This is a genomic window from Allobosea eneae (assembly GCF_042657265.1).
Taxonomy (GTDB): domain Bacteria; phylum Pseudomonadota; class Alphaproteobacteria; order Rhizobiales; family Beijerinckiaceae; genus Allobosea; species Allobosea eneae.
Genome location: NZ_JBHSLW010000019.1, coordinates 102,674 through 113,917 on the forward strand (window position 1 = coordinate 102,674; position 11,244 = coordinate 113,917).

An 11,244-nucleotide genomic window follows, 5' to 3' on the forward strand; every position below is an offset into this window, starting at 1 on the left:
AAGATTTGCCCGGACACGAAACGATGACGACCGCCACAGCCGAGCATCGCAGCTTCGAAGCCGACGTCTCCCGCCTGCTGCACATGATGGTGCACTCGGTCTATTCCGACCGGGACGTGTTCCTGCGCGAGCTGATCTCGAACGCCGCCGACGCCTGCGAGAAGCTGCGCTACGAGGCGATCGGCAAGCCGGAACTGCTCGGCGACGCGCCGAAGCTCGCCATCACGATCGCCGCCGATACCGAGGCCGGCAAGCTCGTCATCGCCGATAACGGCATCGGCATGAGCCGCGACGAGATGATCGAGGCGCTCGGCACCATTGCCCGTTCCGGCACACGCAGCTTCATGGAACGTGTCGCTGCGGCCGAGGGCAAGGAAGGCGCCCAGCTCATCGGCCAGTTCGGCGTCGGCTTTTACTCTGCCTTCATGGTCGCCGGCGAGGTCGAGGTCGTCAGCCGCCGCGCCGGCAGCGACGAGGCCTGGGCCTGGTCCTCGAACGGCAAAGGCGAGTTCACCGTGGCGCCGGTCGCATTGGACGAAGCTCCCGCGCGCGGCACGCGGGTGACGCTCCATCTGATGGACCATGCCAAGACCTATGCCGAGCGTTGGACGCTGGAGCGCATCGTCAGGGAGCAATCCGGCCATGTCCCGGTGCCGATCGCTCTGATCGAGAAGCCCGGAGCAGAGCCAGCCACGCTTGCCGACGGCGCCGCGCTGTGGACCCGGCCGAAGAGCGAGATCTCCAAGGCTGAGTATGTCGATTTCTATCGCAGCGTCGCCGGGCAATATGACGAGCCGGCCGCGATCATCCATTTCCATGCCGAGGGCCGGCACGAGTATAGCGCGCTCGCCTTCGTGCCGGGCGCACGCCCGTTCGATCTCTTCGACGCCGAGCGCAAGGGGCGGATCAAGCTCTATGTGAAGCGCGTTTTCATCACCGACGAAGCCGAGTTGATGCCGCGTTATTTGCGCTTCGTCCGCGGCATCGTCGACACGGCCGACCTGCCTCTGAACGTCTCCCGCGAGATGATCCAGGACAGCCCGCTGCTCGGCGCGATCAAGAAAGGCGTCACCAACCGGGTGCTCTCCGATCTTGCGAAGCTGTCTGAGCAGGATGTCGCGACTTTTTCCCTGGTCTGGGAGAATTTCGGCGCGGTGATCAAGGAAGGGCTCTACGAGGACTTCGAGCGTCGCGCCCAACTTCTCGATCTCTCCCGCTTCCGGACCACGGCTTCCGGCGAAGGCTGGCGGAGCCTGAAGGAGTATGTCGCCGCGCTGAAAGAGAACCAGACGGCGATCTACTACATCGCCGGCGACGATGCGGGCCGGATCGCGAACTCGCCGCAGCTCGAAGGCTTCCGGGCGCGTGGCATCGAGGTCCTGCTGCTGTCCGATCCGGTCGACAGCTTCTGGGTTTCGGGCATGCCGGAATTCGAGGGCAAGCCGTTCAAGTCGGTGACGCAAGGCGCGGCCGATCTCGGCCTTGTTCCCTTGCTCGATGGTGCGACATCGCCGTCAGCTGAGACGAGCCAGGAAGTCCAGACCCTGCTCTTAGCGATGAAGGACGCCTTGGCTGGTCAGGTGGCGGATGTTCGGGCCTCGGACCGGCTGACTGATAGTGCGGTCTGCCTCGTCGCGTCGGACAAGGGGCCGGATCGCCAGTTCGAGCGCCTGCTCAACGCTGCCGGCCGCCTCGACAGTGCCGCAAGGCCGATCCTGGAGGTCAACCCGCGTCATGCGGTGGTCACGGCTCTCGCCGGTGTCGAGGACGGCGCGCTACGCAGTGACGTCGCACACCTTCTCTTGGACACCGCCCGCATTTTGGACGGCGAACGCCCGACAGACGCAAATGCATTCGCCGAACGGCTCAATCGGCTCGTAACGCGAAGCTTCGGCGACAGCTGAGCGACGAAGCCTGGGAGCATATGCGCGTGCGGTTGCTGTGATGTCCCCGCCCACGCTTTGGATTCGATAGCGGCAGGAACGCCCTGCTTGGCCTCAATGTCGGCTTTCAGACCTGGGGCAAATGTGAGCGAATTGCGCATCCAGCAAGAGATGAGGCGCAGTCCGGCAGCTACTGCCGCCCACCAGTGGCGATCAGACTGACATCGATCGTCCCAGCCCTGAAACCGGCCTCGCAGTAGCAGAGATAGAACTCCCAGAGCCTGCGGAACGGCTCGTCGAAACCTTGCGCGGCGATCTGCGGCCAGCGTTCCAGGAAACGCCGTCGCCACTCCTTCAGCGTCGCGGCATAGCTTTCACCAAATGCGAAGTGTTCGATCGTGGTCAGACCGGCGAAAGCCGCAGCGTCTTCCAATGCGCGAACCGAAGGCAGGCAGCCGCCGGGGAAGATGAAGCGCTGGATGAAATCCGTGCCCTGCTGGTAGGGCTCGAACACAGCCTCGTCGATGGTGATCGCCTGCAGGACGGCATGGCCCCCGGGAGCCAGCGAGCGGCTCAAGCTGGCGAAATATGTCGGCCAATAGTCGCGCCCGACGGCCTCGATCATCTCAATCGAGACGATGCGATCGAACTGGCCCTTCAGGTCGCGGTAATCCTGCAAACGAAGCTCGACGCGATCGGCCAAGCCGGCCTCGGTGACCCGCCGCTGCGCATAGGCGAGCTGCGCCGGGGAGAGCGTGATCGCCGTGACGCGGCACCCCTCGCGAGCCAGACGCTCGGCCAGGGCGCCCCAGCCGCAGCCGATCTCGAGGACGTGCTCGCCCCCCGTGAGCGCAAGCATCTCGACGATCCTGTCGAGCTTGCGGTCCTGCGCAGCCTCGAGCGTATCCGTCGGCGCTTCGTAGATCGCCGACGAATAGGTCATGCTCTCATCGAGCCAGCACCGGTAGAAATCGTTGCCGAGATCGTAATGGGCGGTGATGTTGCGACGGCTGCCAGCCCGGCTGTTGGCATTGCGCCAGTGCCGTAGCCGGTTGAGCAGGCGCGCCGGCCATGCGCCGGAGACGAGCTGGCGCAGCGTTGCGTCGTTACGTGCCCCGAGCTCGATCAACGCCGTCAGGTCCGGCGTGGTGAAATCCCCGTCGCGATAGGCTTCGGCGAGCCCGATATCGCCATCGAGCATGAGACGACGCATGGCCCGCCATGTCTTCATGACGATTGCCGCTTGCGGGCCAGCCGCGGCCGGCCCACTCCAGAGTCGTTCCCCCTCCGGCGTGACGATGCTCAGCCGGCCGACGGCGATACGCGACAGCAGCCGGCGCAGGAACCAGCGCGAGAGACCGATTCCCCCGGGCAGAGAAAGGGACGATTCGGCCATCGGTGCCGGGCGTTCGGTGTCGGGAAGCCTCATGGCTGCGTCGATCCCTTCGGATGAGGTACTACCGCCTGCCCCATGCTGAAAGGGCGTTCCGGCGGAGCCGGGTGCGTCCACCAGGGAATGCGCTTCGCCAACAGACGCAGCGCGTGCCAGTGAATGGCCGCGGTGACCTTCAAGGTGAGCAGGGGATGGGTCGCCAGCAGGCGCAGGAGCGTGGCGTCGTCGAGCGCGTGGCGCTGGCCACTCAGCGAGGCCGTGATCAGTCTCCCGCTGTCGTCATGCCCATCGATGGCAACCGAAACGTGCTCGCCCGGCGGCTCCACCTGGAAGGCATAGCGCATGGCGAGGCCCATGAACGGCGAGACATGGAAGCGCTTCTCCGCCTCCTGCCGCACGGGATAAGCCTCGGCGCCGGCCGGCGCGACATAGCTGTGGATCTCGCCAAAGGTGTTGTGCACCTCGTAGACAGTCGCCCGCAGGCGGCCGTCGTGGCCATAGCAGAAATAGGTGCTGAGCGGATTGAAGGCGTAGCCAAGGATGCGCGGCATGGTCAACAAGCGGATCCTGCCGCCGTCCCAGTCGATACTCGCGGCCGCCAGCGCCTCCGCCACCTGCTCCTTCAGAGGCCTGCCGCTGCGATCGCCATAGTCGGCATCGCAAAAGGCATAGAGGTTGAATCGGTTGCGCGAGAATAGGCGCAGCTGTCCGGCGACGGCGTCGATCTCGTCGAGGTCCAGCAGCATCCAGAAGACGCGATAGGACAGGGCATGCGGCCTCGGGCGGAAGCGATGGTGCCGCACCCGGCCGACATAGAGGGCGGAATGCCTGATCATGCCGCCAGCTCACGCGAAGTGGCGAGCGGAATGCGGCCGGATTCGTCGCGGACCTGCCAGGGCCGTCGCACGCCGCCGAGCGCCTCAGCCACGGCGAGCCCGGCCTGCAACCCATCCTCATGGAACCCTGAGCCGAAATAGGCGCCGCAGAACCAGCTGCGCCGGGCGCCCTGTAGAGCCCACAGCCGCTCCTGGGCTGCGAGCGCGGCCCGGTCGAAGATCGGATGCTCGTACACCTCTTCGTGGAGGATGGCTTCCTGGCGCAGCGTAGCGGGTGGATTCAAGGTGACGAAGAACGGCCGTGTCCCGGACAGGCCTTGCAGGCGGTTCATCCAATAGGTAACGGCGCAGGCGGCATCCGGCCTGCCGCGTTCGCCGATATGGTTCCAGCTTGCCCAAGCGCGGCGCCGTCTCGGCATCAGGGCCTCGTCGCCATGCAGCACGGCACGGTTGCGGCTGTAGCGGAAGGCGCCGAGCGCGGACGTTTCGAGCGGATCGGGATCGGCAAGCATGGCCAGCGTCCGGTCTGCGTGGGTCGCAAAGACGACCTCATCGAAGCGCTCGCTCCAGCCTTCGCCCAAGACGAGCACCTCGTTCGGCAAGCGCCTAACCTGGCGCACCGGAGCACCAAGCCTAACGCTCCCACCGAACTGCTGGCGCAGCCGCGCGACATAGCGGGCGCTGCCGCCACTGATGGTGCGCCAGACTGGTCGGTCAGTGAGCTGCAGGAGGCCGTGATTGTGGTGGAAGCGCAGGAACGCTTCGGCGGGATAGCCCAGGATCTCCGAGCAGGGCGCCGACCAGATCGCAGCCGCCATCGGCAGCAGATGATCGTCGCGGAAAGCGTCGCCATAGCCGCCGGCCGCAAGATAGTCGCCGAGCGTCATGTCTGCCGCGTGTCCCACCTGCGCATCGCGGGTCGCATCGCGATAGAAGCGGACGAGGCCCTGGAGCATGGCCCAGAAGCGCGGGCTCGCCAGATTGCGCCGCTGCGCGAACAGTCCGCTCAGGCTCGTGCCGCTATATTCGAGACGCCCGCTATCCAGCGACGCGGCGAAGGACATCTCGGTCGGCTGCGTCGCGACGCCCAGTTCGGCGAGCAGCGCGACGAAATTCGGGTAAGTTTTCTCGTTATAGACGATAAAGCCGGTATCGACCGCCGTCTCGCCTCCATCCCCGTCCGGCACCAAGAGCGTATTGGCATGGCCGCCGAGACGCGGCTCGGCCTCGATCAGCACGACATCGTGAGCCTGTCCCAGCAGCCACGCCGCTGACAGGCCGGAAATGCCGGCGCCGATGACGGCGATCTTCTTCGCATGTCCGTGAGCCCGCGCCATGGCCATTCCTTGCTTGGTGGAAGCTATACGCCGGGCACCTGGCTTTGGATTTGCCGCCATCCCGGGGAAATCGCGATGGACAGGGTGAGCCGATCGCCAGCGGCGAACGTAAATTGACCGAGGCAAACAGGAGGCGGATCGATGCCCGCAACGGGTCTGAAGCGACTGTCTGCGGCGGTCGGCGTCTATGCCGCCCACCCCGGACCGCGCGAGGCGGTCGCGAACACGGTTGCGCTGGTGATCGTTTCGAACCAGCCCTTCTACCCGCTCTATCTCCATTGGGCTGTATCGCCGGTGATCGGCCCGTCCCTCCTGACCTTTCTGTCGACCCCTCTTTTCGCGATGGTGCCGGCCGTGATGCGGCGGAGCTCGAAGCTTGGCCGCTCCCTGATGCTCTGCGCCGGCATCGGCAATACGCTGCTCTGCCGCTTCGTCTTTGGCGGCTCATCAGGTGTCGAAGCCTTCCTGTTTCCCTGCCTGGTGCTGGCCGTCCTGCTCTTTCGCCGCGACGAACGCCTCTATGCCGCCGGTTTCACGGCGCTGGGCTTCGGCGCCTATCTTTTGCCCGTCGATGCCATCGCAGGACCGCTGCATCTCTATGAGCAGCAGGAATACGCCTCGCTCCAGCGTCTGAACTTTTTGAGCGCGGCCTCGCTGACGGTGCTGATTGGCTGGCTTTTCGTCCAACGATCTCCCCATATCGCTGCGGACGATGAAACCGAAAGGAGCCAATGAACGTAGAAGAGGCGCAACCTGCGGAAAGGACATCGCATGAGACGCCTTCTGCTCGCTCTGATCATTGCCTCACCGTCCGCCGCCAGCGCGACCTCCCTGGACGGCACCTGGCTGCGCGACGATGGCAAAGCCCGTGTCCGTATCGCGCCCTGCGGTGACAAGATCTGCGCCACCAATCTCTGGATCGGCGATACCAGCCAGGGCGAGGCGGCCGGCGACAAGCTGGTGATGACGCTGACGCGCCAGGCCGACGGCAGCTTCTCCGGGACCGCCTACGATCCGAAGCGTGACTCGACTTACTCATTGACCGTCAGGACGGGAGCTGGCGAGCTGACCACCCGTGGCTGCATTCTTGGCCGCCTGATCTGCCGCGACGTCGGCTGGAAGGCGGCCGACTAGTGCTCAGCCCGGCGGTGATCTGTTCTCGGTCCGCCGCCGTATTTTGGATATGGCTGCCGCATTCGCCTTGACTGTCGAAGACATGCGCGGGGCGTCAGCTGCGCAGGGAGACCGGTTTTTCGCCTTGTTCGACCCTAATGCCTTGATCGCTGCCATTGCGCGCTCGGGTGACCGGGACGCTTTTGCAGAACTGTTCGACCATTTCGCGCCGCGCGTGAAAGGATTGCTGATGCGCGGCGGGGCTTCGGCTGAGCTGGCAGAGGAGATCGCGCAGGAGACGCTGCTCTCGGTCTGGCGCAAGGCCGCGATGTTCGATCCCGACAAGGCGAGCGCTTCGACCTGGATCGCCACCATCGCCCGCAACCGGCGCATCGATATCGCCCGGCGTGAGACTCGCTCGCGGCTTTCACAAGTTTACGAGATTCTGGATGAAGAAGGCCCTCAACAACCTGACGAGACGATCTCGGGAGCTGAGCGCGACGCGCGGGTCAGGGCAGCGATGACCGGCTTGTCAACCGACCAGTATCGGGTTGTCGAGCTCGCCTTCCTGGAAGGGTTCACCCATCAGGACGTGGCGAAGCATCTGGCGATCCCGCTCGGCACCGTGAAGTCGCGGCTGCGTCTTGCTCTGTCGCATCTGCGGGGCAAGCTGGAGGATCTGCGATGAGCCCGGTCCATCGTGCTTCCGACGAGACACTCGCCGCTTTCGCCGCCGGCAGACTCGACGAAGGGTTTGCGCTCGTCGTCGCGGCGCATGTCGAACTGGACGGCCAGAGCCGGCGCCGCCTGAGCGGATTCCAGGCTATCCAGGGTGCTATGCTCGATGCCGCGGAGCCCGTGGCGATGACGGCAAGGCCACTCGACTCAGCCGAGCCGCAATCGCTGCCGGAGGCTGTGATAGCGCCCCGCCCGGCTGAAGCAGGCCTCCCTCGTGCGCTGAGTCCCTATGCTTTAGGGCCGTGGCGGCCGATCGGCATCCGGATCGCGATGCGGCGGGTCGACGTGCCTGGATCGGAGTCACGCGTCTTCATGCTGCGGGCTGGGCCAGGGATCGCACTGCCACACCATAAGCATACCGGCCTCGAATGGACGACGATCCTGTCCGGCGCCTACGAGCACGAATACGGTCGCTACGCCGCGGGTGATTTCGACGAGGCGGACGCTGAGCACGAGCACACTCCGCGCGTCGATCCGGTCGACGGCTGTACCTGCCTCGTCGCCATGACCGGCAATGTCCTGTTCCAGGGTTGGCTCGGCCGCCTGCTGCAGCCGCTGGTGCGGCTGTGACGCTGGCCTCCTTCGCGGCGGCATTGCTCTTTGCCGCCGTCGCGATGTCGGCCGCCATGAGCCTGGCGACCCGGATCGAACGCCGGACCGGCAATTCTGGCTGGATCGACGTGGTCTGGACCTTCGGGCTCGGCGCAACCGGCATTGCCGGCGCTCTGCTGCCGTTCGGCGAAGGGCCGCTCGCGCGCCGGCTTCTAGTGGCGGCGCTCGTCGCGTCATGGGCTCTACGGCTCGGCCTGCATATCGCCGGACGCACGACAGGGATTTCCGATGATCCTCGCTATGCCCGCATGAAGCGCGACTGGGGGTCCCAGGCACCCAGGAAAATGGCGCGGCTACTGCAGTTGCAGGCGCTTGCGAGCATTCCGCTCGCTGTCGGCGTTGTCCTGTCGGCGCATAACCCGGTGGCCTTCGGCCAGCCTCAAGATTGGCTGGGTCTGGGCCTGTTCTTTACCGGAATCATCGGCGGCGGCATCGCCGATCGGCAGCTTCGCGCTTTTGCGCGCTCCGGTCGCAGTGGCGTCTGTGACAAGGGGCTCTGGGCCTATTCGCGGCATCCCAACTATTTCTTCGAATGCGTGCTCTGGAGCGCCTACGCGGTGATCGCTTCCGCCGCGGCTTACCCCTTTGGCTGGCTCGCCTGGCTCGCACCCGCCGCGATCACCCTGCTCCTCGTGCGGGTATCCGGCATTCCGCCACTCGAGGAGCATATGCTCGCCAAGCATGGGGATGCCTATCGCGACTACCAGCTCCGGACCAGCCCCTTCATTCCACTCCCGCCCAAAGGAGCCGGGTCATGACGATCATGCAGAGGCTTTCGAGCTGGGGCGAGACCCTGCCAGTGCCCGATGCGGTCAGCCGCATGGTGATCGCCACGCTCGTCGGGCGAACGGATCGTAACCTCATGGCCAAGCCCGGCAATGCGGCCGGTTTCGCACGGGAAATGGCGGAACTGCCGATCGCGCTGCATGCCGATGCCGCCAATGCTCAGCATTACGAGGTGCCGGCCGCCTTCTTCGAGCAGGTGCTGGGGCCGAGGCGAAAATATTCCTGCTGCTACTACGCCGAACCCGGTGATACGCTGGCGGCGGCCGAAGATCGGGCGCTCGCCTTGAGCGCCGAGCATGCCGGCCTCGCAGACGGACAGGACATCCTCGAGCTCGGCTGCGGCTGGGGCTCGCTCTCGCTCTGGATGGCTCAGGCGTATCCGATGGCGCGCATCGTCTCGGTCTCGAATTCGGCCTCGCAGCGTGCCTTCATTGAAAAACAGGCGCGCGAGCACGGTTTCGGCAATCTTCGCGTCATCACCGCCGACATGAACGACTTCGCCATCGAAGAGCGCTTCGACCGCGTGGTTTCGGTCGAAATGTTCGAGCACATGGCGAACTGGCGCTCGCTGCTCGGGCGCGTCCATGGCTGGTTGAAGCCGAACGGACGCTTGTTCATCCACATCTTCGCGCATGCGCGGGGCTGCTACCGCTTCGATGTCGGCGACGATGCCGACTGGATCGCGCAGCACTTCTTCACCGGCGGGATCATGCCCAGCGCGGCACTGGCGTACGAGTTTCCCGACCTCTTCGCAGTCGAGGAGGCATGGCGCTGGGGCGGTAAGCATTATCGGCGCACCGCGGACGATTGGCTGGCGAATTTCGATCGCAACCTGCCGGCCATCGACCCCATCCTGCGCGAGGTTTACGGCGACAACGCGCCGCTCTGGCGCCGCCGCTGGCGCCTGTTCTTCCTCGCGACGAGCGGACTGTTCGGGCACTCCGGCGGCGAAGCCTGGGGCGTCAACCACTACCGGCTGCGCCCCGTCTGATCGGTCAGCGATAAAGCGGCGATAGCCCCTGCTTCAGCCGCCAACGCGGCGCGCCACCTCGTAGGCGACCCAGCTGCAGAAACCGACCACGACAGTACCGTAGATGATGTCGGCGAGCGTGATCGTCAGGGTCCAAGGCCGCAAGGTGGCATAGTTCGTCAGGTCATAGGTTGCATAGGCGAGCAGGCCGATCAGGGCGCCGTTGACGAGCGCATCGTTCGCGCCGCCGCCGCGCAGGGCCGGCATCACCGCAAAATGCAGGACGCCAAGCGGGAAGCCGAAATAGAACAGGGCCGCAGGCACATAGCGGATCGGCTCCACAATCAGGTCACCGAGCGCCGGGCGATAGAGCCTGGTCGTCATCGTGCCGAGCCATATCGCATCGCAGATGCCGAAGGCGACGAGAAAGGCGACGTAACCGACGACGAAGCGCATGACGATCTCCATTGGCCTGTGCCCACAGATACGCAGGATCTACGTTTCCGGACTACATCGAGCCGATCGACCGATCCGGGATCCAGCGCGCTCCATCCGGCGTATCCATCGCATGGCCGGCAATGCGAAGGCGCTCATGACCATCTTGAATTCCAGGCGCGCTGTCATGGCGGCGCTGTCGACCATCGTTCTCAGTGGCTGCGCCGCGCTGAGGCCCGGCGCCTTTAACCAGGGCGCGCGGGATGTCGCCTATGGTGCCCACCCACGGCAGACGATGGATATCTACCTCCCGAGCAGCGGCGGAGCCGGTCGCCCGGTCGTCTTCTTCATCTATGGCGGGTCATGGGCCAGCGGCGCCAAGGAGAGCTACGCCTTCGTCGGCGATGCCCTGGCTGCGCGCGGCTTCGTCACGGTGATCGCCGATTACCGGCTTGTGCCGGAAGTGCGCTTCCCGGTCTTCGTCGAGGATGGTGCCGCAGCGCTGCGCTTCGTGCGTGACAACATAGCCCGTTTTGGTGGCGACCCGCGCCGGATCCATCTCATGGGACATTCGGCGGGGGCCTACAACGCGATGATGCTGACACTCGACAGGGGCTATCTCGCTCGTGCTGGTCTTTCGTCGAGCATCATCCGATCGGCCGTCGGCTTATCGGGCCCTTACGACTTCCTGCCGCTCGACCTCGACGTCACCAAAGCCGCCTTCGGCAACGCGCCTAGCCTCGAGCGGACGCAACCTGTCAGTTTCGCGCGTGCGGATGTGCCGCCGATCCTGCTCGCCACCGGCGCCGACGACACAACCGTCCTGCCCCGCAACAGCCAGAGACTGGCCGCGGCGCTACGACGTGCAGGAGCGCGCTCGGTGATGCTCAAGATCTACCCGGGCCTAGGGCACGCAGGGACGGCGGCCTCGCTCGCCCGCGTTATTGCCTGGCGTGCGCCCGTTCTCGATGATGTCATCAGCTTTTTGGAAAGCGCCTGACCGCAGCCACGAGCTGCGAGCGTTAACACGGACGCTGCGTTGGCAAAGCCTTTTTCAGATCGAGACCGAATCCCTCATCTGTTGCCCGAGGGCGCGAGCGCGATGAGGGGAAGCGCACTCGATCTGCCGAGGGCGCCTTTT

12 protein-coding genes are annotated in these 11,244 nt (G+C 65.3%); 8 read left to right on the forward strand and 4 right to left on the reverse strand.

What is annotated here, in order from left to right; genetic code table 11:
* Nucleotides 1-23: 23 nt before the first annotated feature.
* Nucleotides 24-1,904, forward strand: coding sequence for a molecular chaperone HtpG (gene htpG, locus ACFPOB_RS14470; RefSeq protein WP_377799165.1), 1,881 nt, complete (start codon nucleotides 24-26; stop codon nucleotides 1,902-1,904).
* Nucleotides 1,905-2,073: 169 nt separating this feature from the next.
* On the opposite strand, the gene ACFPOB_RS14475 is transcribed toward htpG, so the two are convergent.
* Genes ACFPOB_RS14475 through ACFPOB_RS14485 form a run of 3 tightly spaced genes read right to left on the reverse strand, consistent with a single transcriptional unit; the run spans nucleotide 2,074 to nucleotide 5,449 of the window.
* The gene (locus ACFPOB_RS14475; protein WP_377799166.1) at nucleotides 2,074-3,312 is read right to left on the reverse strand and encodes a class I SAM-dependent methyltransferase; all 1,239 of its coding nucleotides are present in this window, start codon (nucleotides 3,310-3,312) and stop codon (nucleotides 2,074-2,076) included.
* Nucleotides 3,309-4,112 (reverse strand): DUF1365 domain-containing protein, encoded by an 804-nt coding sequence (locus tag ACFPOB_RS14480; protein WP_377799167.1) that lies wholly within the window; start codon nucleotides 4,110-4,112, stop codon nucleotides 3,309-3,311. Before ACFPOB_RS14480 ends, ACFPOB_RS14475 begins: the two co-directional genes overlap by 4 nt.
* Entirely contained in the window at nucleotides 4,109-5,449 is a 1,341-nt protein-coding gene (locus ACFPOB_RS14485; protein ID WP_377799168.1) for an NAD(P)/FAD-dependent oxidoreductase, read from the reverse strand. Before ACFPOB_RS14485 ends, ACFPOB_RS14480 begins: the two co-directional genes overlap by 4 nt.
* Nucleotides 5,450-5,590: 141 nt before the next feature.
* Here ACFPOB_RS14485 and ACFPOB_RS14490 point away from each other — a divergent pair, with 141 nt between their 5' ends.
* From ACFPOB_RS14490 to ACFPOB_RS14515, 6 genes are all read left to right on the forward strand, one after another.
* Complete coding sequence (locus ACFPOB_RS14490) at nucleotides 5,591-6,184, forward strand: hypothetical protein (protein WP_377799169.1); 594 nt, start codon at nucleotides 5,591-5,593, stop codon at nucleotides 6,182-6,184.
* A gap of 36 nt (nucleotides 6,185-6,220) precedes the next feature.
* Nucleotides 6,221-6,583, forward strand: a complete 363-nt coding sequence (locus ACFPOB_RS14495; RefSeq protein ID WP_377799170.1) for a DUF2147 domain-containing protein — start codon at nucleotides 6,221-6,223, stop codon at nucleotides 6,581-6,583.
* Between the two features lie 82 nt (nucleotides 6,584-6,665).
* Nucleotides 6,666-7,250 (forward strand): sigma-70 family RNA polymerase sigma factor, encoded by a 585-nt coding sequence (locus tag ACFPOB_RS14500; protein WP_377799176.1) that lies wholly within the window; start codon nucleotides 6,666-6,668, stop codon nucleotides 7,248-7,250.
* Nucleotides 7,247-7,870 (forward strand): ChrR family anti-sigma-E factor, encoded by a 624-nt coding sequence (locus ACFPOB_RS14505; RefSeq protein ID WP_377799171.1) that lies wholly within the window; start codon nucleotides 7,247-7,249, stop codon nucleotides 7,868-7,870. The genes ACFPOB_RS14500 and ACFPOB_RS14505 overlap by 4 nt, the downstream gene beginning before the upstream one ends.
* A gap of 56 nt (nucleotides 7,871-7,926) precedes the next feature.
* Complete coding sequence (locus tag ACFPOB_RS14510; RefSeq protein ID WP_377799177.1) at nucleotides 7,927-8,670, forward strand: DUF1295 domain-containing protein; 744 nt, start codon at nucleotides 7,927-7,929, stop codon at nucleotides 8,668-8,670.
* Nucleotides 8,667-9,689: an SAM-dependent methyltransferase gene (locus ACFPOB_RS14515; RefSeq protein WP_377799172.1), complete on the forward strand. Its 1,023-nt coding sequence runs from the start codon at nucleotides 8,667-8,669 to the stop codon at nucleotides 9,687-9,689. The genes ACFPOB_RS14510 and ACFPOB_RS14515 overlap by 4 nt, the downstream gene beginning before the upstream one ends.
* Nucleotides 9,690-9,722: 33 nt before the next feature.
* Here ACFPOB_RS14515 and ACFPOB_RS14520 read toward each other — a convergent pair whose 3' ends face one another.
* Complete coding sequence (locus tag ACFPOB_RS14520; protein WP_092163014.1) at nucleotides 9,723-10,124, reverse strand: DUF2177 family protein; 402 nt, start codon at nucleotides 10,122-10,124, stop codon at nucleotides 9,723-9,725.
* Between ACFPOB_RS14520 and ACFPOB_RS14525 the strand changes: the two genes are divergently transcribed.
* On the forward strand, nucleotides 10,123-11,103 hold the full coding sequence (locus tag ACFPOB_RS14525; RefSeq protein ID WP_377799173.1) for an alpha/beta hydrolase: 981 nt from the start codon (nucleotides 10,123-10,125) through the stop codon (nucleotides 11,101-11,103). The two genes, ACFPOB_RS14520 and ACFPOB_RS14525, sit on opposite strands and share 2 nt — an antisense overlap.
* Nucleotides 11,104-11,244 lie beyond the last annotated feature (141 nt).